The following is a 25,228-nucleotide window of genomic DNA, read 5'->3' as shown; positions in this document are numbered from 1 at the left end:
CCGACAATACTAGGCGCTCTCCAATTCGGTGCCTGACCGGCCGTGCATAACGCGCGGGCCGGCACAGTGCCGGCTCACGCGCTTCCAAGTAACAGGAATGACTTCCACTGATCCGACGAGTTCCACGGCTGCGCCCAATCCCGCCGCTACCGAGGCCGGCGCTGCCGGCGAACATGCTTCCGGCAACACTTCCAGCGCTGCCAGGCAAGCGGTGGCCGACATGGCCACGGGCCTGTACGCGACAGTGGCCGCCACGGAACTCGTGCCGGTCGATTGCGCCGGCATGGCATTGTACTCGCCCGCCTATTCGCATTACACCCGCCGTATGGTGCAAGCCCGCCCGGAGCTTGCCGGAATCGTTGCGCGCGCGCGCGAGCAGCCGCTGACGCGGGCCTGGATGGAGGCGCGGCTGAAGGCCCTGCATGAGCCGTCGGCCGATGTCGAGGAGGCCATCAAGCGCGCGTTGCGCCGCTTGCGCGCCGAAGTGATGTGCGTGGTGATCGAGCGCGACCTGCGCGGCCTGGCGCCTCTGGGCGAGGTCACTGGCGCGATGACGGACCTGGCCGAACTGGGCGTCCAGTATGGCCTGGCCATGCTGGAAGCGGACCTGGCGCCGACCTACGGCCGGCCTGTCGGGGAAAGCAGCGGCGAGGTCCAGGAACTGGTGGTGGTCGGCATGGGCAAGCTCGGCGGCCGCGAACTCAATGTGTCGTCCGACATCGACCTGATCTTCCTGTACGACGAAGACGGCGATACGCGCGGCGGCCAGCGCAGCCTGTCCAACCACGAGTACTTCATCCGCCTGGGACGCCGCCTGATCAACCTGCTGGCCGACGTGACTGCCGATGGCTACGTGTTCCGCGTCGACATGCGCCTGCGCCCCAACGGCGACGCCGGGCCACTGGCGTGCAGCCTCGGCATGCTGGAGCAGTACCTGATGGTGCAGGGGCGCGAATGGGAGCGTTACGCGTGGATCAAGGGCCGGGTGGTGTCGGCGCTGGACACGCCGCATGCGCAGCGCACCGCGGCGCAGCTGTCTAGCCTCACCACGCCCTTCGTGTTTCGCCGCTACCTCGATTACGGCGTGATTGCCGCGATCCGCTCGCTGCACGCGCAGATCCGCGCCGAGGCCGCCAAGCGCAGCGGCGGACTGGCGGCGCCCGGCGGCGGGCAGCGCGTGAACCAGCGTGCCTTCAATATCAAGCTGGGCCGCGGCGGTATCCGCGAGATCGAGTTCATGGCCCAGGTCTTCCAGCTGATCCGCGGCGGGCAGGACCCGGCGCTGCGCATCCGGCCCACCCTGGAAGTCCTGGCGGTGGCGGTGGAACATGGCTTGCTGCCTGCCGGCCAGGCCGAGCAACTGGCCGATGCCTACCGCTTCCTGCGCCAGCTCGAGCACCGCCTGCAGTATCGCGACGATGCCCAGACCCACCACCTGCCCACCGCCGCGGATGAGCAACTGGCCGTGGCACGCATGATGGGCTGCGCCGACTGGCCGGCTTTGCTGGAACGGCTTTCGTCGCTACAGGATCCGGTGGCGCAGCAGTTCGAAGCCACCTTCTCCGATCCCGATGAAGCCCACGCGCCTTGCGAGGCGCTGTGGCCGGCGTTGATACAGGAAGAGCAGGACGAACCGCCATGCGAGCGCCTGGCGGGTGCCGGCTTTCAGGATTGCAACGCGTTGCTCGACCGCTTGCGCGCCATTGGCGCTTCGCTGCGCTACCGGGCGTTGTCGGAGCAGAGCCGGGTGCGCTTCGACCTGCTGGTCAACCGCGCGCTCGACCTGGCTTCGCGCCAGGACGACGCCGACCGCACCATCGCGCGCTTTGTCGACTTTCTCGATGCCATCAGCCGCCGCGCGTCTTACCTGTCGCTGCTGTCGGAATACCCGCAGGCGATGGCGCGCGTGGCCGACACGCTGCACGCATCGAGCTGGGCGGCAGCCTATCTCACGCGTCATCCGCAGCTGCTCGACGAGCTGCTCGACAGCGATGCGCTGGCCGGCGCGCCCGACTGGAACGGATTCCGCAGCCGCCTGGCCGCGCGCCTCGATGCGGCCGACGGACAGATCGAAGCGCAGATGGACATCCTGCGCCGCGAGCATCATGCCGAGACCTTCCGCATCCTGCTGCAAGACCTGCAAGGCATGCTGACGGTGGAGCAGATCGCCGACCGTCTGTCGGACCTGGCCGATGCCATGCTCGACGTGACCTTGCGGGCCGTCTGGCGCCAGCTTGCCACGCGGCATGCCGAGCAGCCGCGCTTTGCCGTGATCGCCTACGGCAAGCTGGGCGGCAAGGAACTGGGCTATGCCTCGGACCTCGACATCATCTTCCTCTACGAAGACGAACACGAACGCGCGCCCGAGGTCTATGCCGCCTACGCGCGCCGGCTGATCACCTGGCTGACCAGCCATACCGCTGCCGGCACGCTGTTCGACGTCGACACGCGCTTGCGCCCCAATGGCGAGGCGGGGCTGCTGGTGACCAGTTTCGAGGGCTTCCGCCGCTACCAGCAGCGCGAGGGCGACAACACGGCCTGGGTGTGGGAGCACCAGGCCCTCACGCGCGCACGTTTTTGCGCGGGAGACCCGGTGATCGGCGCGCACTTCGAAAGCCTGCGCGACGAGATCCTGCGCCAGCCGCGCGATGCCGCCACGCTGCGCGGCGAGATCACCGCCATGCGCCACAAGGTGTCCGAGGGACATCCCAACCCAAGCGGTCTGTTCGACCTCAAGCACGACCGTGGCGGGATGGTCGACATTGAGTTCACGGTGCAATACCTCGTGCTATTGCACAGCCACGACCATCCCGCGCTGACGCGCAATGCCGGCAATATTGCGCTGCTGCGCACCGCCGGCGAGCTTGGCCTGATCGATGCCACGCTGGCGCGCGAAGTGGGCGACGCGTATCGCGTATTCCGCGCGCGCCAGCACCAGTTGCGCCTGGATGGCCAGGTTCACGCGCGTGTTGCGCCGGCCGCCGTGGCGCCGCAGGCGGCGCAAGTCCGCGCGCTCTGGCAGGCGGTGTTCGGCGAGCCGGCGGAGCCCGGAAAATGAATCCGCCCGTGGCCGGCGCCGCGCGCTGGCCGGCTTTGCTGGCCGCGCTGGCGGCGACTGCCGTCCTGAGCGCCGCCTTTACCTTTGTACCGTGGCTGCATGCGCAGGGACTCTATCTGCGCGACGCGGTCATGGGCCACGGCGCGGCCGGCCAGTGGTGGCGCCTGTTTACGGCGATGTGGGTCCACCTCGGCTGGCAGCACTGGCTGGCCGATCTGCTGGCTGCCGTGGGCCTGATGCTGCTGGTCGGGCGCGAGGCGCGCGCCGGCGCGATGCTGGCGGTGCTGGTTGCCTGCGGCATAGCGGTGCAAATGGCGCTGTGCCGGGTTCCCTCGGTAGGCTGGTATGGCGGATTGTCGGGCGCGCTGCACGGGTTGGCCCTTTGGGGTGGTCTGCGCCTGCTGGTTGGCAGCGGCGTGTCGCGCGTGCTTGGGGTGGTGCTTTGCCTGGGCGTGCTGGTCAAGACCTGGCTAGAGCAGTCGTGGCTCGCGCCGGTGGTATTCGACGCGCAGTGGGGCTTCGGGGTGGTGCGTATCTCGCACGCGGCCGGCACGGTGGCCGGCCTGGCGCTTTGGCTAGCGCAGGAGTGGTGGCAACGCCGTCGCGGCCAGTCAGCCGCATAGGCATGCCGAGGCAGGATACCCGGCCTCGGCACAGCGTCATTCGCTTAGCGCGGTTTCGCCGGTAGCCGGCGCCGTCCGGACCAGCTCAGCAGCAAGCCAAGTACGCACAGGCCCAGCGCGAGCGGCCACGACAGCGCACCGCCGCCACCGCCACCGCCGCCGGAGGATGTGCCAGGCGTACTGGGCGTACTGGGCGGGCTGGGTGGAGGCGGCTGGGCCACCTGCGTTGCGGCGATGACGGCGGCGTTGGCATCGAGCAGGCCTGCACCACATTTGCCGGTACCCGTGGTGGTCGTGCAAAACGTGCCTGCAGGGTGGGGGCGCGCGGAACTCTTCAGGGTGGCAAGCAGCTGGGCGGGTGTCAGCGCCGGATTGGCCGCGAGCATCAGCGCAGCCACGCCCGACACCAGCGGCGTGGCAAAGCTCGTGCCCTGGGAACTGGTGACCGTGTAATTGCCAAGCGACGTGGTGCCGTCATTGGAGAGGGTGCGGATGAAGGAATTCGCCACCGAACACGTACTGCCGTTGCTGCCCTGCACGACCTTGGAATTGCCGCAGCCACCGCCGGGCGCGCTCAGCGAGACTTGCGGTCCCACATTGGCATAGCCGGCGTTCTCGCCGTCGTTGGCGTGGGCCGTGACGGCCACCACGCCACTGCAGTCGGCAGGCGCCTCGACCGCACTGGCGCTGTTGCCGGTGGCGGCAACCACGATCACGCCGTTGGCAGCGAGGTCGTTCACGGCCTGCTGCTCGATGCTGGAGCAGGTGCCGCCGCCCAGGCTCACGTTGATCACGCGCGCGGGGGTGGGGTTGGCCGGAGCATTGGGCACGGCGAGGCCGCCGGCCCACCGCATGCCATCCACGGTGTCGGACAGCAACGCGCCGCAGCGGCCGGATACGCGCACCGGCTGGATGCGTGCGTTCCAGTCCACGCCGGCGATATTCACCCCGTTGTTGGTCAGCGCTCCCAGCGTCCCCGCCACGCGGGTGCCGTGCCAGCTATTGTTGGTGGCAGTGGTGGTTGGCGCCGATGTGCCGGGACAGGTGAATCCGCTCGGCACGCCGTCGCCAGCATCGGTAGCATCGGTGTCGCGCCCGTCGCCGTCATTGGCGATGCTGGTGTCGGTAATGAAGTCATAGCCAGGCACGATGCGCGCGGCCAGGTCCGGATGCGGCAGGTAGCCGGTATCGAGCACCGCGATCACGAGGCTGCTGCTGCCGCGGGTGCGGTCCCATGCCGGCGGCAGGTTGACGCCGCCCACCACTTGCGCGGGCGTGCCGAGGTAGGGCTGGTTGAGCGCGAATTCGGGATCGTTGGGTGCCGTGTCATGCAGGTGCAGCCAGCGGTCCGGCACCACCTCCGCGATGCGGGGATCCTGGCGCAGCCGGGCGGCGGTGGCCTCGGGGTCGGCGGCATCGCTGCCGGAGACGCTCAGCAATTGCAGGCTGCCGCCCATCTGGCGCTTGACCGCGAGCGCCACGCCGGTGTTCTGGTGAACGCTCAGCATGCGGTCGGGCTGGCCGCTGGCGGCAGCGCTGCTGCCGTCGCGCCAGCGTACGATGAAGTTGCCGCTATAGCGCGGCGCCGGGCGCGCGGCGGGGTCGGGCCCCGCGCTGGCGGCTGCCGGTGCCCCCAGCCAGAGGGCGGCGCCCAGCGCCAGCAGCAGGGCGCCGTGGCGCGCTATGCGTCTTGTGCAGCATGACCGGTACTGAAGCTGTTGCTGCATGTCTGCCATCTCCCGTTAGGCCCGCGTCGGACTGACCGCGGTGGGGCTTTCCGTGCGGAGCGCCCCGGAATCTGCAAGAGCGCGATCGCGCCGGGAACCACGGTTACAGCATTCAACCTACAACGTTCAAGTCAGGGAAACCGACTACAGAGCCTGCCCGTCCCGCCATGCCCGCAGTGCGGGCACGCCGGCTTCAGCCCGGCGGCATGTCGCGTCCCATGGGCATGGTGCGATTCGGCTTGAGCACCCGGTCCGGTTCGGCCAGCTCGATGCGGGGAGCGGCTCGCAGCGTGGCCACGGCCTGTTCCATCGTAGCATCACCGGATTGCGAAATGGCAGTGACCAGCCAGACGCCGCCCGACATCGGCCGCTTGACGACGAAACGGATCGGCCCGGAAATCGACTCCAGCAGGCGGCCGGCCTCTTCGGAGCCGGTCACCGGCGGCGCGCTGAAGCGCACCATGATGTCGCCCACGGCGCGGTCGGCGCTGATACTGCCGGCCGGCGCATAGGGGCGCTGCTGCGCCTGGCAAGCGGTGAGTGCGAGCAGTGCCAGCAGGCCGCAGGCGGCGGTGATCCGCAGCGGGCGAGCCATTGAGCGGGAGTGCGGCAGTTTGCCGGTTGACATGGGAAAGCTCCTGGATGGTTACTGGGCCGGTGCGGGACGCGGGCGATCAGCTTGCGCTCCGGCGCGAACGGCGCGTTTCCCGGGCCGTGCCGGCGGCGCCGCGCATGCCTTGCGCGAGCATTTCCTCGGCGTGCTGCACGGTGGTGGCGGTCACGGTGGTGCCGCCCAGCATGCGGGCGGTCTCGACCACGCGGCCGGCCGGGTCGAGGGCGCGGATGCGCGAGCGGGTGACCGAGCCCTTGCCTTCGGGCTGGCTGGTCTCCTTGCTGACCAGCAGGTGGGCGCCGGCCTGGGCGGCGACTTGCGGCAGGTGGGTCACGCACAGCACCTGGCGGGCGCGGCCAAGCTCCTGCAGCCGGCGGCCTACCACTTCGGCCACCGCGCCGCCGATGCCTGTATCGACCTCGTCGAAGATCAGGGTCGGGGTAGGCGCGGCCTCGCTGGTAATGACGGAGATCGCCAGGCTGATACGGGCAAGTTCGCCGCCCGAGGCCACCTTGGCGAGGGGACGCGCGCTGACGCCGGCATGGCCGGCCACCAGGAATTCGACTTGTTCCAGGCCGTGGCTTTGCCCTTCGTCGAGCGGGTGCAGCGCCACCGCGAAACTGCCGCCCGCCATGGACAGGCCTTGCATGGCGTCCGTGACGGCGGCCGACAGGCTTTCGGCCGCCACCTTGCGGGCGGCGCCTAGGTGCTGGGCGATGGTCAGGTAAGCGGCTCGGGCCGCGGCCTCGCGCGCCATCGCCTTGTTCAGGTCCTGGGCGGACTGGAGGTCGTCGAGCTGCTGGCGGCGGGCCATCAGTTCGTCGGGCAGTTGCTCAGGCGGCAGCCGGTACTTGCGCGCGGTGGTGTGCAGAGCCTGCATGCGCGCTTCCACCAGTTGAAGGCGTTCGGGGTCGAGATCGAGCCGGTCGACATAGCGGTTGAGCGAGTGAGCGGCCTCCTCGACCTGCACCAGGGCCGGGTCCAGCGCCGCCAGCACGTCGCCCAGGCCGGGATCGACGCCCGCCAGCTGGCGCAGGCGCTGTACCACGCTGTTGAGTGCCGACAGTACCGAGCCATCGGCCTCGGACAGCGCTTCCAGCGCGGCGCGGCTGCCCTCGATCAGCCCCGCGGCGTGCGACAGCCGGTTGTATTCGGCCTGGATGTCTTCCCACTCGCCAGGTTGCGGCGCCAGCTTCTCGAGTTCGCCGACCTGCCATTCGAGCCGTTCGCGCTCAAGCTGCATCTCGCGCGAGCGGTGCTCGATGGTTTCGCGCTGGCGCACGCAGGCACGCCACGAGCGCCAGGCCTCGGCTACGGCGCCCGCCTGGGCGGTAAGGCCGGCATGGGCGTCCAGCAGCAGGCGCTGGGCGTCCGGGCGCAGCAGCAACTGGTGGGCATGCTGGCCGTGGATATCGACCAGGCGGTCGCCGATGTCGCGCAACTGGCCCAGCGTGGCGGCGGCGCCATTGATAAAGGCCTTGCTGCGCCCGCCGGCGTCGACGGTCCGGCGCAGCAGCACGGTGCCATCGTCGCCGGTGAGGTCGTGTTCGGCCAACCAGTCATCGAGCCCGGCGGGGGTGGCGAAGGTGGCGCTGATGCTGGTCCGGGCGGCGCCTTCGCGGACCACGCCGGCGTCGGCGCGCTCACCCAGCACCAGGGCCAGCGCATCGATCAGGATCGACTTGCCGGCACCGGTCTCGCCGGTGAAGACGGTGAAGCCCGGGGAGAAGTCGAGGTCGAGCGTATCGACGATGACGAAATCGCGGATGGACAGGCTGCGCAGCATCGTGGGCGACGGGTCGGGGTCAGGGGCGGATTCGGTTTGGGGGCGGCGGATCTGGGCCGGATCGGTCAGGATCGGCGCGGCTCAGAGCCGGTTGTCTTCGCTCGGGTACTCGTGCCAGTGCAGCTTCTTGCGCAGCGTGGCGTAATAGTTGTAGCCGATCGGATGCAGCAGGTTGACGGTCTTGGCCGACCGGCGAACCACAATGCGGTCGCCCGGCAGCAGCGAGGTCAGTGACTGCATGTCGAAGTTGACGCTCGCGTCGCGCGCCGTGGCCACCTCGATCGAGACTTCGGCGTCATGCGGCAGGACGATCGGGCGGTTGGACAGCGCATGCGGGGCAATCGGCACCAGCACCAGCCCCGACAGGGTGGGGTGCAGGATCGGGCCGCCCGCCGACAGCGCATAGGCGGTCGAGCCGGTCGGCGTCGAGACGATCAGGCCGTCCGAACGCTGGTTGTACATGAAGTGGCCGTCCACGGAGACGGCCAGTTCGACCATGCCGGAGATGCCGGAACGGTTGACCACGACGTCATTGAAGGCCAGCGCGGAAAAGATCACGCCGTCGTCGCGTACCACCTGCGACTCCAGCAGCATGCGGGTCTCCGACTCGTAGCGGCCCGCAAGCATGTCGGGCAGCACCGAATGCACGTCTTGCAACGGGATGTCGGTCATGAAGCCGAGGCGCCCGTGGTTCACGCCGATCAGCGGCACCGGGTAGCCGGCCAGCTGGCGCGCCAGGCCCAGCAAGGTACCGTCGCCGCCGAGCACCACCGCCACATCCGCATGCTTGCCGATCTCGTCCGGCGCCAGCGCCGGATAGTCGGTCAGCCCGGTAGCCATCGCGGTTTCGCGCTCGAACACCACATCCTGGCCGTTCCTGAGGATGCAGGCGGCCAGATCCTCCAGCGGGCCCTCGATGCCGGCGGTGGCGTACCTGCCGATCAGGGCGACGGTGCGAAAGGGCGCGCGCGCGGCGCCGGGCGTGGGGAGCGAAGACATGCCGGGATTAGACCATACCGCCGCGACCATTGTCAGCAGATGGGCACCTGCGGCCGGGCCGGAACACGGATGAGCCGCCCGAACGGGGTAAACTTGCGTAAAATCGGGAACATCATGGATGAACGTGCAAAAACGCTTCTCAAAACCCTGATCGAGCGCTATATCGCCGAGGGACAACCCGTGGGCTCACGGACCTTGTCGAAGTACTCCGGGCTCGATCTGTCCCCTGCCACCATCCGCAATGTGATGTCGGATCTGGAGGAAATGGGGTTTATTGCCAGCCCGCATACCTCGGCGGGGCGCATTCCGACGCCGCGGGGTTATCGCTTGTTCGTCGACACCATGCTGACCGCCCAGCCGCTGGATGGCGCGCTCAACCTGGCTGAACTGACCGGCAAGATCCAGGGCCAGTTGCGCGGCCAGCAGCTTGGGCCGCAGCGGATGATCACCTCGGCGGCTCATACCTTGTCCAACCTGTCTCAGTTCGCCGGCGTGGTGATGACCCCGCGCCGCGCCCAGGCGTTCCGCCAGGTGGAATTCATGCGGCTCTCGGACAAGCGCATCCTGCTGATCATCGTCACGCCGGAGGGCGATGTGCAGAACCGCATCATCCAGACCGAACTGCCGTATTCCCCGTCGCAACTGGTCGAGGCGGCCAATTTCATCAACTCGCACTTTGCCGGCATGAGCTTCGACAATGTGCGTGACCACCTGCGCGGCGAACTGCAGGCGCTGCGCATGGATATGTCGCAACTGATGCAGGCCGCGGTGGAGGCGGGCAGCAACGCCATGGCCGAGGAAGAGGACGATCACGTCTTTATCTCGGGCGAGCGCAAGTTGCTCGAAGTGGAGGATCTTTCCTCCAGCATGGAAAAACTGCGCAAGCTGTTCGACGTGTTCGAGCACAAGACCGGCCTGCTCAAGCTGCTCGATGTCTCCAGCCACGCCCAGGGCGTGCAGATCTTCATCGGCGGCGAGAGCAAGCTGGTGCCGCTGGAAGACATGGCGGTCATTACCGCGCCCTACGAAGTCGACGGCCAGATCGTCGGCACGCTCGGGGTGATCGGGCCGACCCGCATGGCCTACGAGCGGGTGATCCCGATCGTCGACATCACCGCGCGCCTGTTGTCCAGCGCGCTCAGCCAGAACTAGTGTCGTCCTGGCCCGGTCTCACAGACTGCCTGTTCCGTTCATCCTGTAAGCTCGGCGAGACCTGGCGGCCGCGCGCCCTGTGCCCGCGCCGCTCCGCCACACCGGAAATTACATGACGTTTACTCCCGAGCCGGCCTATCAGCATGGCCAGGCGCCGCGTACGGCGATCCTGCTGATCAACCTCGGCACACCCGATGCGCCGACGCCTAAAGCGGTCGGCAGCTACCTCAAGCAGTTCCTGTCGGATCCGCGCGTCGTGGAGATTCCCCGCGCCGCATGGCTGCCGATCCTGTATGGCCTCATCCTGCCGCTGCGCTCGCGTGCGTCGGCGATGAAGTACGAATCTATCTGGCTGCGCGAAGCCCATATGACGGGGTCGCCGCTGCTGGTGCACACCGAGCGCCAGGCCCACGCCTTGCAGTTGTTGCTCAACCAGCATGGCCACGAAGTTACCGTGGCGTGCGCCATGCGTTATGGCAACCCCTCGATCGGCTCGGTGCTGGAGGCGCTGCGGCGCCAGGGGACCGAGCGCATCCTGCTGCTGCCCCTGTACCCGCAATATTCAGGCACTACCACCGCGACCGCCTTCGACGAGGCATTTCGTGTGCTCAAGGCGTGGCGAAACCAGCCGGAGCTGCGGCTGGTCAAGCATTTTCACGACCATCCGGCGTACATTGCGGCTTTGCACCAGCAGGTCGGGGCATACTGGGCGCAACAAGGCACACCGGATTTCGCGCGTGGCGACAAGCTGATCCTGTCGTTTCACGGGGTGCCGCGCAGGACGCTGGAACTGGGCGATCCCTACCACTGCGAATGCCTGAAGACCGGGCGCCTGCTGGGCGAGGCGCTGGGTTTGCAGCCGGGGCAGTACCAGGTCACGTTCCAGTCGCGCTTCGGCAAGGCGGAGTGGCTGCAGCCCTATACCGCGCCTACCCTGCAAGAGCTAGGCAAGGTCGGTACCGGCCGGGTCGACGTGTTTTGTCCCGGCTTCCCGGCGGACTGCCTCGAAACGCTGGAAGAGATCGCCATGGAAGGGCGGTCCGAGTTCCAGGTGGCTGGCGGCAAGGTATTCCACTACATTCCTTGCCTCAACGATGCGGAAAGCTGGATCGCCGGGCTCGCGGAGATCGGATTGCAGCACCTGCAAGGCTGGCCGCTGCGGATGCCCCATCCGCATGAACTGGAAGCCCGGCGCACGCAAGCCCAGACCCGCGGTGCGGCGGCATGAGCGGCGCGGGAGTTACGGCTTGGAGGTGAAGGTATGAACGTATCTTTTGAGGCCGATGCCCGCCTGCGCATCGACAAATGGCTGTGGTGCGCGCGATTCTTCAAGACGCGCTCGCTGGCAGCCGAGGCGGTGGAGCGGGGCAAGGTCCAGGTCAATGGCCAGGCCTGCAAGAATTCGCGCGAGGTCAAGCCGGGCGACACGGTCGTACTGGAGGCGCACCAGCAACGCTGGGAAGTGGTGGTAAAGGGCGTTGCGGGAGCCCGCGGTCCGGCAACCGTCGCCCAGACACTCTATGCGGAAACTGAGGCCAGCGAGGCGCGCCGGCGCCAAGACGCGGAGAACAGGCGGCTCAACGATGAACCGGCGTCGCGCTTGCAGGGCCGGCCGACCAAGCGCGACCGGCGCCAGATCGATGGCGTCATGGGGTGAGGAGGGCAGCCGCGTGGGCGGTCGCCCGGACTCACCTGGCTGGGTCAGCGAACGTAGGGGATGATGTAGTGCTTGAAAACCGCCTTGCCGCTGCCGTACTCGGTGTCTCGCGGCGTGAACGCGCCGGAAAGGCAGATAAAGGCTGTCATCACCGATAATGCGGCGAGTAGGAAGACCGTCAGAACAGGTAGCTTATGCATGGCTAACCTTTCGAGAGTGGCCCGACGTGTGATGCATCTTCGACCCCGTTATTTTTGTCATTTTTATACGTTTTCATCTTAGGGGGTGCGCTGCTGCAAAGCAATATGGCCCCTATTTCCACACGCCTCTCTTTGTAACCTTGTGTTTCACCGCACCGTCCCGGTGCGCCCTTGAAAAACAGACGCTTGCCACCAACTGCAGGCTACATTTGCCGATTGACCACCCGGCGGCCTGCGACCAGGCAGGCCGCGTCCTTGTATTGATACGGATCGACATGGAAGAACAGAAGCAGACGCCACCCACCACGCCGCCGCTCACGCCCGCCAGCGAGGAGCTGAACACCGCCCCGGCCGGCCAGGCCGAGAACGCCGCTGGCGACGTGGCGGCCCAGTTGGCCGCGCTTGAAGCCAAGGCCAAGGAGCACTACGACATGTTCCTGCGGGCAACTGCCGAGGGCGAGAACATCCGCCGCCGCGCCCAGGACGATGTCACCAAGGCGCATAAATTCGCCATCGAAAGCTTCGCCGATTACCTGCTGCCCGTGATGGACAGCCTGCAGGCCGCGCTGGCCGATGGCTCAGGCGATATCGCCAAGCTGCGCGAAGGGGTCGAATTGACAGCGCGCCAGCTCCTTAGCGCCTTCGAGAAGGGCAAGATCGTCGAACTGAACCCGGTCGGCGAGAAATTCGACCCGCACCGCCACCAGGCCATTTCCATGGTGCCCGCGCCGCAGGAACCCAACACCGTGGTCACGGTACTGCAGCGTGGCTACATGATCGCAGACCGCGTACTGCGTCCGGCACTGGTAACGGTGGCGGCGCCCAAGTAAGCGCAACGCCTCGGCTGTCCGCCCATTTGGCCGGCACAAGCAACGCCCGGTGCCGCTGGCCCGGGCGTTTTTCATTGCAGGAGAAGCTTATGTCCATCAAGCCAGACAATACCGCCGCACCCGGCGCCGCTGCCGACGCGGCGGCGCACCTGGATCACCGCGCCTTCGATGCATTTGGCATGCGCGAAGTAGCGAGTGAAGACATTGATGCGGCCATTGCCGCTGCCGGCGACGCGCTCGTTTGTGTGTTTTTCTGGGGCGTGGACTGCTTTAACTGCGAGATGGCGAAGAAAGCCATGCTGGCGAATCCCGAGCCGGTGCATGCCCTCGAACTGCACTGGCTGCACGCCAACGTCTATGCGCATCCCGAGTTGGGCAAGCGCTTCGGCCTGCATGGCATTCCCGTGTTCATGTTCTTTCACAAAGGCAAGAAGCTGGGCCGGGCCACCGGATGGCACGGGCAAGGCCAGTTTGCAGCGGCCGTAGCCAACGCCCGCCTGAAGGCCAGCGGCAAGCCGCTGGCGGGCTGAACGCGACCCGGGCCGTTGCGGACGGCGGCTCAGCGCGACAGTGCGTACCCTAGCCGGAATTGCCACGGCAGCTTGCGATTGTAGTCCAGCAAGCTCTCGCCGTAGCCGACAAAGTAGCCGGCCATCAGATATCCCGCCGTGCCCGGGATCAGGCGTGCCAGCGGGTAAGTCACCGCCGCGTCGACGCTGCCGTAGTACTTCTGCGTGCCCTTGCGCAGGGTGGCGGCAAATTCCCATGAGTCGGGCTTGCCGTAGGCCAGCTTCAGATCCATGTAGCCACGGTAGCTGGCGATGTCCGGGTTGTCGTTCTTCTCGACGTAGTAATACAGCTTGGGCGAGATGCTCCAGTGCCAGTTGGTCAGGTCGCCCAGGTAGAAAGTGGGTTTGACGAACACGGTATTGATGCTGCGCGACTGGTCGCCATCACGGCCATTCGACTCGTGCTCCACGCCCGTTGCCAGCGAGAGCCGGCTGATGGCGCGGTTGTGCACGCCAGTGTCCGAGAGGTAATAGAACAGGCTCGGCCGATAGTTAGTGTCGCGGAAGGGGCGCGAATCGCCTGACAGATCCCACAGCGAAAACTGCGTGTAGCCGAAGTACAGGTTTTCGAGCAGGCCGCGCGAAGCCGGGTTCTCGCCCTGGTAGATGCGGAACTTGAAGCTGAACTGGAACTTCGCATTGGCGCCGTCGTGCGCACCCAGGATGAAATACATCGGGTCATTGAAGGTGAGCCGTCCCTGGTCGCGGAGGTCCGGCTGGACCGGCGCTGCCTGGCTGGCAGAAGCCACCGGAACTACCGGGACCACGGGGCTAGCGCCACTGGCGCTTGCCTCCGGTGCGGTTCCCGCTGGCGGTGTATTCGCGACCTGGGCCACGGGCGGATCATCCGCGCGCGGTGCGCGATTGAGCGTGACGAGAACCGGGGCGGCATCGATGTCAACCGGATCCAGCCGCACCAGGCCGCGCAAGTTGGGTGGCAGTTCCGCGCCATATTCGATAGTGCGGTACTCTCCCTTGCGCAGTTTGATGGTCGACGGGCCGGCGGTGACGCGCCGCATGCCAAGCCGCACAGGTGCCTGCAGGTCCGCCGAAGCCATGACCTCAAGGGTTTCGGGCACGAGGAAACTGCGGTTGGCGCTATTGGCGCTCAGCAGCAAGGTCAGGGTCAGTGGCTTGGTGCCATCGACCACCTTTGGCGGTTGCAGCAAGGCGATGGCGGCGTGGCTGGACAAAGGCCAACCGGCCGCGATGGAGATAGCCAGCAGGAGAGCGGGCCTCGCGCCGGGGAGGCGCCGGATGGGCGCGCCGGCACCCGCCTCCGGCTTGGACGTACTAGGTGGCATTGAGATCTGTGCGCCGCATTTACCGGAGGAGGTGATGCATGCGCTGCGTGATATTGCGAGGCGGTAAAGCCTATCATGCTCCGCATCACAACTTTGTGATCATTTGTACGCAGCCCACGTGCGTGCGATCCCGCGCCTCAGCGGCTGGCGCGGCGCTGGATCGATGCGATGTATTGCTCGCCGTCAGGCGGCATGCCTGTGCGTTGCGCCTGCCAGAGCATTTCGCCCAGGCACTCCATCACCTGGTGCTGCGCCTCGTGGGGCGAATCCAGGCGCTGGGTCAGGGACTCATAGGCCCGGCGGATGCCAGGAGGCTGGTCGATGGAAACCTGCTCGGAGATGGACAGGTGCATGGCCAGGTGCAGGAAGGGGTTCGTCTGGCCGGCTTCAGGCGTGTAATCCTGGGTCAGCGCGCCTTCCGTGTCGGTGAGCAGGCTGTGATACTCGGGGTGCTCGCCGATCCAGTCGACTGCAATGACTTCGAGCGGCGTCAGGACATTGCCTGCGCGCTGCTTTTGCCATGCTTCGCAGAAAAAACGGCGGACTTCTTCGCGGGAGGGATTGAACATGATGCCGGTATTGTAAACGAGCTCTCCCATCGCTGCAGCGCAGTTCGGCCGCCAGAGCGCTGCCCGAATCGGACCGCCAGCTACTAGAATGCGGCGTTGCCCGGTGTCGCCGGGCGTGTCCTCGACCGCGCACCGCCATGTCTGCTTCCCGATCTTCCGCCACCGCTGGCCACCAGCCCGTCCGCAACGCCCGCGAGCAATTCGCCGGCGTGCTGCTGATCGCCCTGTCGGCCAGCGCCTTTGGTGCCATGGCGATCTTCGCGCGATTCGCCTACGAGGCCGGCACTGACGTCTACGGCTTGCTTGCGGTGCGCTTCGTGCTGGCGGCCGGCGCGCTGGCGCTGGCGATGCGCCTGCGCGGGGTTGGCATGCCGGGCTGGCGCAAGGTACTCGCGCTGGCCGCCATGGGCGGCATTGGCTATGTCGGGCAGTCGTTCTGCTTCTTTACCGCGCTCAACCATGCCCAGGCCAGCCTGGTGGCCTTGCTGCTTTACCTGTATCCGCTCTTTGTCACCATCCTCGCCGCCGTTTTCCTCAAGGAGCGCCTGAGCATGGCGTCCGTGATCGCGCTTGTGTTGTGCTCGGTCGGGGCGGGGCTGACCGTGGGCGGCGGCCAGGGCTCGGCGCTCGGCATTGCGCTGGGCCTGGCCTCGGCCGCGATCTACTCGGTCTACATCATCGTGGGCGCGCGCATTACGGCGGGCGTCAACCCGCTGGCGACCACTACCGTGGTGTGCAGCGCCGCGGCCGTGGTTTATGTCGTGGTGGGCCTGGTGCGTACCGGGGCGGGCGTGCCGCCTCAGTTCCCACAGAGCTTCGCGGGCTGGCTGGCGTTGCTGGCGATCGCATTGTTGTCGACCGTCCTGGCCATCCTGGCCTTTTTCGCTGGCCTGCAGCGGCTCGGTGCGGCACGGGCTTCGATGCTGTCCACGCTGGAACCCGTGGTGACAGTGGTGCTGGCCGCACTTCTGCTGGGGGAGCACGTCGGGCTGACGCAGGCGCTGGGCGGCGGGCTGATCCTGGCGGGTGTGTTGTGGCTGACGCGCAAGGGTGCCGGCGGCCAGGTTGTGCAACAGAATTGAACCCTTTGCTCAAATCGCCTGGGGGGAGGAGTGCGGCGATTTCGATACAATCCGGCTCTCACTTCTTGTTCAGGAACCGAACGCATGAAATCGATCGATCAGGCCGCTATCGCCCAGCTGTTCACCGAAGCCCGCACCCACAATGTGTGGCAAGACCGCAAGGTGGACGATGCCGCGCTCCATCAGATCTATGACGCGATGAAGTTTGGCCCGACCGCGGCAAACGGTTCGCCGGCACGCATCGTCTTCGTCAAGAGTGCCGCCGAGAAGGCGCGCCTGGTCGAATGCGTTTCCGCCGGCAACGTCGAGAAAACGCGCTCGGCGCCGGTTACCGCGATCGTTGCTTTCGATAACGACTTCCATGACCAGTTGCCCAAGCTGTTCCCGCACGCCGATGCCCGCTCGTGGTATGCCGGCCAGCCGGAGAAGATTGCCCGTGACGCGCTGATGAACAGCTCGCTGCAAGGCGGCTATTTCATCCTGGCCGCGCGTGCCCTTGGCCTGGATTGCGGTCCGATGGCCGGCTTCGATGCCGCGAAGCTCAATGCGGCCTTCTTCCCCGATGGCAAGTGGTCGGTCAATTTCCTGGTGAACCTGGGTTATGGCGAGGCCGACAAGCTGTTCCCGCGCAGCCCGCGCCTGTCGTTCGACGAAGCCTGCCGCATCGTTTGACCGGCCGCGCCTTCGCGGCGCCCACGGTTCAAGAAAAGACCCGCTTCGTGCGGGTCTTTTCTTGCCTGCCCGGCGCGCTCGCACTTAAATGCGCGGCGCCTCGGTCTTCTCGCGGTATTCGCAGAGCGGCTCGATCGCGCAGTGCCAGCATTCGGGTTTGCGTGCCTTGCACACATAGCGGCCATGCAGGATCAGCCAGTGGTGCGCATCGTGCAGGAATTCTTGCGGGACGACTTTGAGCAGCTTCTGCTCGACCACCTGCACGTTCTTGCCGGGCGCCAGCCCGGTGCGGTTGGCAACGCGGAAAATATGCGTGTCGACCGCGATGGTGGCCTCGCCGAAGGCGGTGTTGAGCACTACGTTGGCGGTCTTGCGGCCCACGCCCGGCAGGGCTTCTAGCGCGGCGCGGTCGCGCGGCACCTGGCCGTCGTGCTGCTCCACCAGGATGCGGCAGGTGGCGATGACATGCTTGGCCTTGGTCTTGTACAGGCCGATGGTCTTGATGTATTCGATCAGCCCTTCCTCGCCCAGGTCCAGCATCTGCTGCGGGCTGTGCGCCACCGGGTACAGCTTGCGCGTTGCCTTGTTCACGCCTACGTCGGTGGCCTGCGCGGACAGCAGCACCGCGATCAGCAGCTCGAACGGCGAGCTGTACTCCAGCTCGGTGGTGGGGGTCGGGTTGACTTCGCGCAGTGTCTCGAACAAGGCGCGGCACTTGGCTGCGTTCATTGGTCCTTGGTGGCTGGGTTGGCGCCGGACGTGGCGCCAGGATCGGCCTGTCCTGGCTCGCCCAGACCCGCTTTGGCCCGGCGGGCTTCGGCTGCATCGATCTGCGCCTGCACGGCAGGGGAGACGTTTTCAGTATTACGCGGCTTGACGGCTTGCTGCTTCAGGCGCGCACGTTCGATGGCGGCCTGGATGATGGCCTGCTTGCGCGCCTGCGCCGCCCGTTCCTCCTCGCTCTGCGCGGTCTCGGCCTGCAGCGCTTCCAGCTTGGCGGCTGCCTTGGCCGCGAGGCGCGCATCGTTCTCCTCGCGCTCGCGCACCAGCCGAGAGCGGCGCTCCATATAGCGCGCGTGGGCTTCGTCAGCTTGTTCCTGCGACCATGCGGCCCACCCGGTGCGTTCGGCGGTGACGGGAACCATGGCGATGCAGTCAACGGGGCAAGGTGCCACGCAGAGATCGCAACCGGTGCACCAGTCTTCCAGCACCGTATGCATCTGCTTGGGCGCACCGACGATGGCATCGACCGGGCAGGCCTGGATGCACAGCGTGCAGCCAATGCACAGCGCTTCGTCGATCACCGCCACTGCGCGGGCCTGTTCCATGCCGCGCTCAGGGTCCAGCGGCAGCACCGGGGTGCCCAGCAGAGCCGACAAGCGGCGGATGCCCTCGGCCCCGCCCGGCGGGCAACGGTTGCAGGCCGCGTCGCCCGCTGCCATGGCTTCGGCATAGGGGCGGCAACCATCGAAGCCGCACTTGGTGCACTGGGTCTGCGGCAGCAGGGCTTCGAGGCGATCGGCGAGGGTCGGGCGGTTGGCAGTCACGAATATTCTGGGGTTTGCGGGGACAGCTAGGCGCCGCTCTCTCTTTCTTGCCCGGCGGGCAGGCCGGCTGGAACGGGTGCGCGGCAGGGATTATCCCCGATTTCGCCGCAGTGCAGAAACGCGAGATGATGCGCCCTTTGCCGGGGCCGCTGCGCGCAAGTTGCCCTGTGCCATAATCCGCGCAACGATTCACCAGCCGTCGCATGCGAAACGAAACCAGAACCAAGCGGGACCCCGAAGGAACGCGCCGCCGCATCCTGGATGCGGCCACCGAGGAATTTGCCAAGGGTGGACTGGCCGGCGCACGCGTCGACCAGATCGCGCGCCGCGCCGAGACCAACGAGCGCATGCTGTATTACTACTATGGCAGCAAGGAAGGCTTGTTCCTGGCCGTCCTGGAAAAACAATATGCGGAGTTTCGTGCCGCGGAGGAGCAACTGCATATCGTCGAGGAAGACCCGGTGGCCGCCGTGCGCACCCTGGCCCGCTTCGTGTGGGACTGGTACTACCGCAATCCGGAGTTCATCCGCCTGGTCAACAGCGAGAATCTTCACGAGGCCCGCCACCTGAAGAAGTCCACGCAGCTGCACCAGTTGATCAACCCGGTGGTCAATGTGCTTGCCGATATCGTCAAGCGGGGGCAGAAGAAGGGCGTGTTCCGCGACAATGTTGACGTTTCGCAGCTCTACCTGACCATTTCGGCCCTCGGTTACTACGTGCTTTCCAACCGTTACACCATCAGCGCCGTGATCGGGCGCGATGTGGCGGCCCAGGACGAGCACGAGCGTTTCGCCGAGTTGCACACCGATATGTTGCTTTCCTATCTGGAACGCCGCTGAACTTTGCCGCCGCGAGAGCCCATGAAAAACGCCCGCTTGCGCGGGCGTTTTTCATGGATGGCAGCCGTGGCTCAATGGTGCTTGAGCACGAAGTTGCGCAACTCCGGATAGATCTCCTGGCGCCAGCGGCGGCCGGAGAATATCCCGTAGTGACCGCACTTGGCAGCCGTGATGTGCTGCTTGCGATCCTTGGGAATCCCGGCGCAAAGTTCGTGCGCCGCCGCCGTCTGGCCGGCGCCCGAGATGTCGTCCAGTTCGCCTTCGATGGTCAGCAGCGCCGTGCCCTTGATGTCCTGCGGACGGACCGGCTTGCCTTCGATTTCCCACGTGCCATTGGCAAGACGGAATTCCTGGAACACCTCGCGGATGGTGTCGAGGTAGTACTCGGCGTCCATGTCGAGCACGGCGTTGTACTCGTCATAGAAGCGCACATGGGCTTCCGCATCGTCGGCATCGCCTTCGACCAGGTTCAGGTAATAGTCGTAGTGCGAGGACAGATGGCGGTCCGGGTTCATCGCGACAAAGCCGGCATGCTGCAGGAAGCCCGGATACACCTTGCGGCCGTGGCCAGGGTAATTCGCAGGTACCGTGTAGATCACATTATTCTCGAACCACTCGAACGACTTGTTGGTCGCCAGCGAATTCACCGCGGTCGGGCTGCGCCGCGCATCGATCGGGCCGCCCATCATGGTCATGGTCTTGGGCGTCTTCTCGCCGGCCGAGGCCAGCAGGGAGATGGCCGCGAGCACCGGCACCGTAGGCTGGCACACCGAAATCACATGCAGGTTTTCCGCGCCGATGTGGCGGATGAATTCCTGGATGTAATGGATGTAGTCGGCCAGGCGGAAGCGGCCGTCCTCGACCGGCACCATGCGGGCATCGATCCAGTCGGTCACATAGACCTTGTGATCCTGCAGCAGGGTTTTCACCGTGTCGCGCAGCAGCGTGGAATGGTGGCCCGACAGGGGCGCGCATACCAGTACGACCGGCTCATCCTTGAGCAGCTTGATGGTCTCGGGGTCGTCCGCATAGCGCTTGAAGCGCACCAGTTTGCAGAAGGGCTTTTCGATGATGGTCTGTTCGACGATCGGGATGTCCCTGCCGTTGGAGCGTACCGACTTGATATCGAAGCCCGGCTTCTCGTATTCCTTGCCGAGCCGGTAAAGCAGTTCGTAGCCGGCGGCCAGTCGCGTGGCGCCTGGCACCAGGGACATCGGGCTCAGGGGATTGGTGAAGGTCTTGGCTGTAGCCTGCGCCCACGCGGTAAGTGGGTGCAGCATCGAGCGCTGGAATTCGTGCAGCTGGTAAAGCATGACGGGTCCCTATCAGGCTGGGGGCGAAGCTGGAATTCAACGCCTTGATATTACGAATGCAGCAAACACAGAATTGCTAATGTGTTACCGATTATGCTCGTTATCGAACGATCGTGCGATGCAGCATATACCCTAAGGTACGCTTGCATCGGAAAAAGACAAGAGGACAAACGCTGTACTTCTGGCTGACAAATCCAAAAAAATGTAAAAAGATGCGGCCAGACGTGGAAAAGGCGACCGAAGTCGCCTTTCCGTCCACTTTACACGTGTACCGTTACAGCACGGCGGCGATGGCGTCGACCACCGCGTCGATGTTGCGGCTGTTGAGCGCTGCTACACAGATGCGGCCGGTGCCCACGGCGTAGATGCCATGCTCGTTGCGCAGGAGGTCCACTTGCGCCGAGTTCAGGCCCGAGTACGAGAACATGCCGCGCTGGGCCTTGACGAACGAGAAGTCGCCCGGCACGCCCTTGGCGGCCAGCTTGTCCACCAGCGCATGGCGCATCAGCTTGATGCGGTCACGCATTTCGCCCAGCTCCTGTTCCCACATGGCGCGCAGCTCGGGGCTGTTCAGCACGGTGGCGACCACGGTGCCGCCATGGGTCGGCGGGTTGGAGTAGTTGGTGCGGATGACGCGCTTGACCTGCGACATCACGCGCTGGGCTTCTTCCTTGCCCGTGGTGACGATCGACAGCGCGCCCACGCGCTCGCCGTACAGCGAGAAGCTCTTCGAGAACGAGCTCGAGACGAAGAACGGCAGGCCGGATTCGGCGAACAGGCGCACTGCAGCGCCGTCCGGGTCGATGCCATCGGCGAAGCCCTGGTAGGCCATGTCGAGGAACGGGATCAGGTTGCGTTCCTTGATCAGTTCCACCACTTGCTTCCATTGCTCGGGCGAGAGGTCGACACCGGTCGGGTTGTGGCAGCAGGCGTGCAGCACGACGATGGTGTTGGCCGCGTACGACTTCAGCGATTCCACCATGCCGGCGAAATTCAGGCCGTGGCTGGGGGCGTCGTAATAGGTGTAGTTGATCACGGGGAAGCCGGCTGCCTCGAACAGGGCGCGGTGGTTTTCCCAGCTCGGGTCGCTGATGGCGACCTTGGCGTCCGGATACAGGCGCTTGAGGAAGTCGGCGCCGATCTTGAGCGCGCCAGTGCCGCCGAGTGCCTGGGCCGTCACTACGCGACCTTCGGTGATCAGCGGCGATTCCTTGCCGAACAGCAGGGTCTGCACGGCCTGGTCGTAGGCGGCGATGCCTTCGATCGGCAGGTAGCCGCGCGGAGTGGCGGTGGTCAGGCGGGCCTTCTCGGCTTCCTGCACGGCGCGCAGCAGAGGGATTTTCCCTTCGTCGGTGAAGTACACGCCAACACCCAGATTGACCTTGGTCGCACGGGTATCGGCATTGAAGGCTTCATTCAGGCCCAGGATCGGGTCGCGCGGGGCCATCTCGACGGCAGAAAACAAACTCATTTGGGATCTCGTGGTCAACTATGTAACAAAACGGGAAGGCGTAGAATGCTCCGGACTGCGCTCGGGAGTGCGGGCGGCCCCCATCTTGATACCTGGCCGCCAACCCCAAGATTCTAGCGTATCTGCCCGTTTTCCTGAGGTTTTCCCCTACCAGCCTATGTCGAATCTCGTTGAAGTCGCACCCGCGCTGGATGAAGAGAAGTTCGCGACCTTTCCCGGTTCGCCGTTCCAGCTTTACCAGCCTTATCTGCCGGCTGGCGACCAGCCCGAGGCGATCCGCCAGCTGGTCGAGGGGGTGGAGGATGGCCTGTCCTACCAGACCCTGCTGGGGGTGACCGGTTCGGGCAAGACCTTCACCATGGCCAATGTGATTGCCCGCATGGGGCGTCCGGCCATCGTGTTCGCGCCCAACAAGACGCTGGCCGCGCAGCTGTATTCCGAGTTCCGCGAGTTCTTCCCGCGCAATGCCGTGGAGTACTTCGTCAGCTATTACGATTACTACCAGCCCGAAGCCTACGTGCCGCAGCGCGACCTGTTCATCGAGAAGGATTCCTCGATCAACGAGCATATCGAGCAGATGCGGCTGTCGGCCACAAAGAGCCTGCTGGAACGGCGCGACACCATCATCGTGGCCAGCGTCTCCGCCATCTACGGTATCGGCAATCCGTCCGAGTACCACAAGATGATCCTGACGCTGCGCACGGGCGACAAGATCAGCCAGCGCGATGTGATTGCGCGCCTGATCGCCATGCAGTACACCCGCAACGAGACCGATTTCCAGCGCGGCACCTTCCGCGTGCGAGGCGATACGCTGGATATCTTTCCGGCCGAGCATGCCGAGCTAGCGGTGCGTGTCGACATGTTCGACGACGAGATCGATTCGCTGCAGTTCTTCGATCCGCTGACCGGGCGCGTGCGCCAGAAGATCCCGCGTTTCACGGTCTATCCGTCAAGCCACTATGTGACTCCGCGCGAAACGGTGCTGCGGGCGATCGAGGATATCAAGGTCGAACTGCGCGAGCGCCTGGACTTCTTCTACAAGGAGAACAAGCTGGTGGAGGCGCAACGGCTGGAGCAGCGCTCCCGCTTCGACCTGGAAATGCTGTCCGAGCTGGGTTTCTGCAAGGGCATCGAGAACTATTCGCGCCACCTGTCGGGCGCAAGGCCGGGCGACCCGCCGCCCACGCTGGTCGACTACCTGCCGTCCGATGCGTTGATGTTCCTGGATGAGTCGCACGTGCTGATGGGTCAGTTCAACGGCATGTACAACGGCGACAGGGCGCGCAAGACCACCCTGGTCGACTATGGCTTCCGGCTGCCCTCCGCGCTGGACAACCGTCCGCTGAAGTTCGCGGAGTTCGAGGGCAAGATGCGGCAGGTCATGTTTGTCTCGGCCACGCCGTCCAACTACGAGAACGAGCATGCGGGGCAGGTGGTGGAGCAGGTGGTACGGCCCACAGGGCTGGTCGATCCGATCATCCACGTGCGTCCGGCGACCACGCAGGTCGACGATCTGCTGTCCGAGATCCACCAGAAGGTATCCGTCGGAGAGCGCGTGCTGGTGACCACGCTCACCAAGCGCATGGCCGAGCAGCTCACGGAGTTCCTGACCGAGAACGGCGTCAAGGTCCGCTACCTGCACTCGGACATCGATACCGTGGAGCGCGTGGAGATCATCCGCGATCTGCGGCTGGGCACCTTCGATGTGCTGGTCGGCATCAACCTGCTGCGCGAGGGCCTGGATATCCCGGAAGTCTCGCTGGTGGCCATTCTCGACGCGGACAAGGAAGGCTTCCTGCGGGCCGAGCGTTCGCTGATCCAGACCATCGGCCGCGCTGCCCGTAACGTGAACGGCACCGCCATTCTCTATGCCGACCGGATGACCGATTCGATGAAGCGGGCAATCGGCGAGACCGAGCGGCGGCGAGCCAAGCAGGTTGCCTTCAACGAAGCCAACGGCATCGTGCCGCGCGGCGTCGTCAAGCGTATCAAGGACATCATCGACGGGGTCTACGACCCGGGCGAGGTGAAGGCGGAACTGCTGGCCGCGGAAGAGCGCGCCAAGTACGAAGACATGAGCGAGAAGCAGGTCGCGAAGGAGATCAAGCGGCTGGAAAAGCAAATGTTCGAGCACGCCAAGAATCTCGAGTTCGAAAAGGCCGGGCAGGTGCGCGACCAGTTGGCCAAGCTCAAGCGGCAGGTATTCGGCGCCAGCGGCGACGGGGAGCACTTGCCGCCGGCCGCGGCCGCGTCCTGAGGGCGCTCGCTCCTGTGGCATGCGGGCGCTGGCCTTGCTACCGTCTATAGTTGGAATCCCGGACGGTAGTGAGGAGACTGCTCATGGTCAAGTTCGCTCTGTGGGTTCCGCTGCACGCGAAGCCCGGCAAGGAAAAGGAAATAGAGGAACTCCTGCTTGGCGGCCTGCCGCTGGTGCAGGAGGAAACCGGCACCACTGCATGGTTCGCGCTTCGCCTCGGGCCGTCCATGTACGGCATCTTCGATGCGTTCCCCGATGAGGCCGGGCGCCAGGCCCATCTCTCGGGCAAGGTCGCGGCAGCCTTGATGGCGAAGGCCCCCGACCTGTTCGCCAAGCCGCCTTCCATCGAGAAGCTGGACGTGCTGGCGGCCAAGCTGCCCTGAGTCGCACTGTCGCCGGCCAGTCCTTCGGGCTGGCCGGCCCGCGCGGCTGCAAAGGCAGGCGAGGGGCGTGGCCTAGCCCTTTGGGGGGAGCGATCGCAGGCGCTTATTGACTTCCAGCAGGGTTTCGCACGCATCGGCATCAGCGTCGTGGCGCTTGCCGATGAAATCCACGATGGCGCGCAGCGGTTCGCGCTGCGCAGCGCACGCCGTGCCCGGCCCCGGAACCAGCGCCGGGCATGCCGAGCCGATTTCATCCTCCAGGCTGCGCCGGACCACGGTGAGCAGGTTTTCACAACCTGAATCTGGGGTGGCACCCACGGCAGGTTCGGCGGCGCCCGCTAGGCTTGCGCAAAGCAAGATGGGCGATATCAGGAGATGGCTAGGGCGGATATTCACTACGCGATTATGAGCGGGTGACGACTTTGCGTCAGCTATTGAGACTTGTATAAATCATGACAACCGATTTGAGTCTGACGCGTTATCTGACCAAGGCGTTGATCGGGAGTCGATTGCATGGCTGGGAAGATGGACGAAGCGACCAGAAAGCGGGTTCGCGCTGGACGGATGCTGTTAGCGA

Annotated in this window: 24 protein-coding genes; 12 read left to right on the top strand and 12 right to left on the bottom strand. The window is 65.7% G+C overall.

What is annotated here, in order from left to right:
* The first annotated feature begins 220 nt into the window (after positions 1–220).
* Both glnE and rrtA read left to right on the top strand, forming a co-directional pair.
* Positions 221–3,058 (top strand): bifunctional [glutamate--ammonia ligase]-adenylyl-L-tyrosine phosphorylase/[glutamate--ammonia-ligase] adenylyltransferase, encoded by a 2,838-nt coding sequence (gene glnE, locus AC1DS6_RS15035; RefSeq protein WP_441630081.1) that lies wholly within the window; start codon positions 221–223, stop codon positions 3,056–3,058.
* Entirely contained in the window at positions 3,055–3,681 is a 627-nt protein-coding gene (gene rrtA / locus AC1DS6_RS15030; protein WP_441629968.1) for a rhombosortase, read from the top strand. Before glnE ends, rrtA begins: the two co-directional genes overlap by 4 nt.
* A gap of 44 nt (positions 3,682–3,725) precedes the next feature.
* Here rrtA and AC1DS6_RS15025 read toward each other — a convergent pair whose 3' ends face one another.
* From AC1DS6_RS15025 to AC1DS6_RS15010, 4 genes are all read right to left on the bottom strand, one after another.
* Positions 3,726–5,408, bottom strand: coding sequence for a S8 family peptidase (locus AC1DS6_RS15025; protein WP_441629970.1), 1,683 nt, complete (start codon positions 5,406–5,408; stop codon positions 3,726–3,728).
* 193 nt (positions 5,409–5,601) lie between these two features.
* A complete protein-coding gene (locus tag AC1DS6_RS15020; protein ID WP_441629972.1) occupies positions 5,602–6,036 on the bottom strand; it encodes a hypothetical protein in 435 nt (144 codons plus the stop codon).
* Between the two features lie 46 nt (positions 6,037–6,082).
* Positions 6,083–7,807, bottom strand: coding sequence for a DNA repair protein RecN (gene recN, locus AC1DS6_RS15015; RefSeq protein ID WP_441629974.1), 1,725 nt, complete (start codon positions 7,805–7,807; stop codon positions 6,083–6,085).
* An 81-nt stretch (positions 7,808–7,888) separates the two neighbouring features.
* On the bottom strand, positions 7,889–8,806 hold the full coding sequence (locus AC1DS6_RS15010; RefSeq protein WP_035868511.1) for an NAD kinase: 918 nt from the start codon (positions 8,804–8,806) through the stop codon (positions 7,889–7,891).
* A 114-nt stretch (positions 8,807–8,920) separates the two neighbouring features.
* Here AC1DS6_RS15010 and hrcA point away from each other — a divergent pair, with 114 nt between their 5' ends.
* From hrcA to AC1DS6_RS14995, 3 genes are all read left to right on the top strand, one after another.
* Positions 8,921–9,958 carry a heat-inducible transcriptional repressor HrcA gene (hrcA, locus tag AC1DS6_RS15005; RefSeq protein ID WP_035868786.1) on the top strand — a complete coding sequence of 346 codons (1,038 nt, stop codon included), beginning with the start codon at positions 8,921–8,923 and terminating at the stop codon, positions 9,956–9,958.
* 112 nt (positions 9,959–10,070) lie between these two features.
* Positions 10,071–11,186, top strand: a complete 1,116-nt coding sequence (gene hemH, locus AC1DS6_RS15000) for a ferrochelatase (RefSeq protein WP_441629977.1) — start codon at positions 10,071–10,073, stop codon at positions 11,184–11,186.
* A 33-nt stretch (positions 11,187–11,219) separates the two neighbouring features.
* On the top strand, positions 11,220–11,615 hold the full coding sequence (locus tag AC1DS6_RS14995; protein ID WP_441629979.1) for an RNA-binding S4 domain-containing protein: 396 nt from the start codon (positions 11,220–11,222) through the stop codon (positions 11,613–11,615).
* A 44-nt stretch (positions 11,616–11,659) separates the two neighbouring features.
* On the opposite strand, the gene AC1DS6_RS14990 is transcribed toward AC1DS6_RS14995, so the two are convergent.
* Positions 11,660–11,815 (bottom strand): hypothetical protein, encoded by a 156-nt coding sequence (locus tag AC1DS6_RS14990; protein ID WP_035868505.1) that lies wholly within the window; start codon positions 11,813–11,815, stop codon positions 11,660–11,662.
* Between the two features lie 275 nt (positions 11,816–12,090).
* On the opposite strand from AC1DS6_RS14990, the gene grpE reads away from it, so the two are divergent.
* Entirely contained in the window at positions 12,091–12,645 is a 555-nt protein-coding gene (grpE, locus tag AC1DS6_RS14985) for a nucleotide exchange factor GrpE (protein ID WP_035868503.1), read from the top strand.
* Positions 12,646–12,734: 89 nt separating this feature from the next.
* A complete protein-coding gene (locus tag AC1DS6_RS14980; RefSeq protein WP_441629982.1) occupies positions 12,735–13,175 on the top strand; it encodes a thioredoxin family protein in 441 nt (146 codons plus the stop codon).
* Between the two features lie 29 nt (positions 13,176–13,204).
* On the opposite strand, the gene AC1DS6_RS14975 is transcribed toward AC1DS6_RS14980, so the two are convergent.
* Both AC1DS6_RS14975 and AC1DS6_RS14970 read right to left on the bottom strand, forming a co-directional pair.
* A complete protein-coding gene (locus AC1DS6_RS14975) occupies positions 13,205–14,518 on the bottom strand; it encodes a phospholipase A (protein ID WP_441629984.1) in 1,314 nt (437 codons plus the stop codon).
* A gap of 137 nt (positions 14,519–14,655) precedes the next feature.
* Positions 14,656–15,087, bottom strand: coding sequence for a DUF1841 family protein (locus AC1DS6_RS14970; RefSeq protein WP_441629985.1), 432 nt, complete (start codon positions 15,085–15,087; stop codon positions 14,656–14,658).
* Positions 15,088–15,224: 137 nt separating this feature from the next.
* Here AC1DS6_RS14970 and AC1DS6_RS14965 point away from each other — a divergent pair, with 137 nt between their 5' ends.
* Positions 15,225–16,169 carry a DMT family transporter gene (locus AC1DS6_RS14965; protein ID WP_441629987.1) on the top strand — a complete coding sequence of 315 codons (945 nt, stop codon included), beginning with the start codon at positions 15,225–15,227 and terminating at the stop codon, positions 16,167–16,169.
* Positions 16,170–16,253: 84 nt separating this feature from the next.
* A complete protein-coding gene (locus tag AC1DS6_RS14960) occupies positions 16,254–16,841 on the top strand; it encodes a malonic semialdehyde reductase (RefSeq protein ID WP_035868490.1) in 588 nt (195 codons plus the stop codon).
* 84 nt (positions 16,842–16,925) lie between these two features.
* Here the strand turns inward: AC1DS6_RS14960 and nth are convergent, their stop codons facing one another.
* Positions 16,926–17,570 (bottom strand): endonuclease III, encoded by a 645-nt coding sequence (gene nth / locus AC1DS6_RS14955; protein WP_441629989.1) that lies wholly within the window; start codon positions 17,568–17,570, stop codon positions 16,926–16,928.
* Entirely contained in the window at positions 17,567–18,388 is an 822-nt protein-coding gene (gene rsxB / locus AC1DS6_RS14950) for an electron transport complex subunit RsxB (RefSeq protein ID WP_441629991.1), read from the bottom strand. Before rsxB ends, nth begins: the two co-directional genes overlap by 4 nt.
* Before the next feature lie 203 nt (positions 18,389–18,591).
* Here rsxB and AC1DS6_RS14945 point away from each other — a divergent pair, with 203 nt between their 5' ends.
* Entirely contained in the window at positions 18,592–19,227 is a 636-nt protein-coding gene (locus tag AC1DS6_RS14945; protein WP_045238081.1) for a TetR/AcrR family transcriptional regulator, read from the top strand.
* 71 nt (positions 19,228–19,298) lie between these two features.
* On the opposite strand, the gene AC1DS6_RS14940 is transcribed toward AC1DS6_RS14945, so the two are convergent.
* A complete protein-coding gene (locus AC1DS6_RS14940) occupies positions 19,299–20,540 on the bottom strand; it encodes a polyhydroxyalkanoate depolymerase (protein WP_276288595.1) in 1,242 nt (413 codons plus the stop codon).
* Between the two features lie 274 nt (positions 20,541–20,814).
* Complete coding sequence (locus tag AC1DS6_RS14935; RefSeq protein ID WP_441629994.1) at positions 20,815–22,011, bottom strand: amino acid aminotransferase; 1,197 nt, start codon at positions 22,009–22,011, stop codon at positions 20,815–20,817.
* A gap of 157 nt (positions 22,012–22,168) precedes the next feature.
* Between AC1DS6_RS14935 and uvrB the strand changes: the two genes are divergently transcribed.
* Both uvrB and AC1DS6_RS14925 read left to right on the top strand, forming a co-directional pair.
* On the top strand, positions 22,169–24,268 hold the full coding sequence (gene uvrB, locus AC1DS6_RS14930; protein ID WP_441629996.1) for an excinuclease ABC subunit UvrB: 2,100 nt from the start codon (positions 22,169–22,171) through the stop codon (positions 24,266–24,268).
* Positions 24,269–24,351: 83 nt separating this feature from the next.
* The gene (locus AC1DS6_RS14925; protein ID WP_441629998.1) at positions 24,352–24,651 is read left to right on the top strand and encodes a putative quinol monooxygenase; all 300 of its coding nucleotides are present in this window, start codon (positions 24,352–24,354) and stop codon (positions 24,649–24,651) included.
* A gap of 72 nt (positions 24,652–24,723) precedes the next feature.
* Here the strand turns inward: AC1DS6_RS14925 and AC1DS6_RS14920 are convergent, their stop codons facing one another.
* On the bottom strand, positions 24,724–24,969 hold the full coding sequence (locus AC1DS6_RS14920; protein WP_428177876.1) for a hypothetical protein: 246 nt from the start codon (positions 24,967–24,969) through the stop codon (positions 24,724–24,726).
* Between the last annotated feature and the right edge of the window lie 259 nt (positions 24,970–25,228).

The organism is Cupriavidus sp. 05L310 (assembly GCF_056398185.1).
The sequence above is the reverse complement of the archived record's forward strand: the minus strand, read 5'-3'. Positions and strand labels throughout refer to the sequence as shown.

Excerpts from the sequence above, each read along its gene's own strand:
- glnE (WP_441630081.1), top strand. The coding sequence starts at position 221 with ATGGCCACGGGCCTGTACGCGACAGTGGCCGCCACGGAACTCGTGCCG.
- rrtA (WP_441629968.1), top strand. The coding sequence starts at position 3,055 with ATGAATCCGCCCGTGGCCGGCGCCGCGCGCTGGCCGGCTTTGCTGGCC.
- AC1DS6_RS15025 (WP_441629970.1), bottom strand. The coding sequence starts at position 5,408 with ATGCAGCAACAGCTTCAGTACCGGTCATGCTGCACAAGACGCATAGCG.
- AC1DS6_RS15020 (WP_441629972.1), bottom strand. The coding sequence starts at position 6,036 with ATGTCAACCGGCAAACTGCCGCACTCCCGCTCAATGGCTCGCCCGCTG.
- recN (WP_441629974.1), bottom strand. The coding sequence starts at position 7,807 with ATGCTGCGCAGCCTGTCCATCCGCGATTTCGTCATCGTCGATACGCTC.
- AC1DS6_RS15010 (WP_035868511.1), bottom strand. The coding sequence starts at position 8,806 with ATGTCTTCGCTCCCCACGCCCGGCGCCGCGCGCGCGCCCTTTCGCACC.
- hrcA (WP_035868786.1), top strand. The coding sequence starts at position 8,921 with ATGGATGAACGTGCAAAAACGCTTCTCAAAACCCTGATCGAGCGCTAT.
- hemH (WP_441629977.1), top strand. The coding sequence starts at position 10,071 with ATGACGTTTACTCCCGAGCCGGCCTATCAGCATGGCCAGGCGCCGCGT.
- AC1DS6_RS14995 (WP_441629979.1), top strand. The coding sequence starts at position 11,220 with ATGAACGTATCTTTTGAGGCCGATGCCCGCCTGCGCATCGACAAATGG.
- AC1DS6_RS14990 (WP_035868505.1), bottom strand. The coding sequence starts at position 11,815 with ATGCATAAGCTACCTGTTCTGACGGTCTTCCTACTCGCCGCATTATCG.
- grpE (WP_035868503.1), top strand. The coding sequence starts at position 12,091 with ATGGAAGAACAGAAGCAGACGCCACCCACCACGCCGCCGCTCACGCCC.
- AC1DS6_RS14980 (WP_441629982.1), top strand. The coding sequence starts at position 12,735 with ATGTCCATCAAGCCAGACAATACCGCCGCACCCGGCGCCGCTGCCGAC.
- AC1DS6_RS14975 (WP_441629984.1), bottom strand. The coding sequence starts at position 14,518 with ATGCCACCTAGTACGTCCAAGCCGGAGGCGGGTGCCGGCGCGCCCATC.
- AC1DS6_RS14970 (WP_441629985.1), bottom strand. The coding sequence starts at position 15,087 with ATGTTCAATCCCTCCCGCGAAGAAGTCCGCCGTTTTTTCTGCGAAGCA.
- AC1DS6_RS14965 (WP_441629987.1), top strand. The coding sequence starts at position 15,225 with ATGTCTGCTTCCCGATCTTCCGCCACCGCTGGCCACCAGCCCGTCCGC.
- AC1DS6_RS14960 (WP_035868490.1), top strand. The coding sequence starts at position 16,254 with ATGAAATCGATCGATCAGGCCGCTATCGCCCAGCTGTTCACCGAAGCC.
- nth (WP_441629989.1), bottom strand. The coding sequence starts at position 17,570 with ATGAACGCAGCCAAGTGCCGCGCCTTGTTCGAGACACTGCGCGAAGTC.
- AC1DS6_RS14945 (WP_045238081.1), top strand. The coding sequence starts at position 18,592 with ATGCGAAACGAAACCAGAACCAAGCGGGACCCCGAAGGAACGCGCCGC.
- AC1DS6_RS14940 (WP_276288595.1), bottom strand. The coding sequence starts at position 20,540 with ATGCTTTACCAGCTGCACGAATTCCAGCGCTCGATGCTGCACCCACTT.
- AC1DS6_RS14935 (WP_441629994.1), bottom strand. The coding sequence starts at position 22,011 with ATGAGTTTGTTTTCTGCCGTCGAGATGGCCCCGCGCGACCCGATCCTG.
- uvrB (WP_441629996.1), top strand. The coding sequence starts at position 22,169 with ATGTCGAATCTCGTTGAAGTCGCACCCGCGCTGGATGAAGAGAAGTTC.
- AC1DS6_RS14925 (WP_441629998.1), top strand. The coding sequence starts at position 24,352 with ATGGTCAAGTTCGCTCTGTGGGTTCCGCTGCACGCGAAGCCCGGCAAG.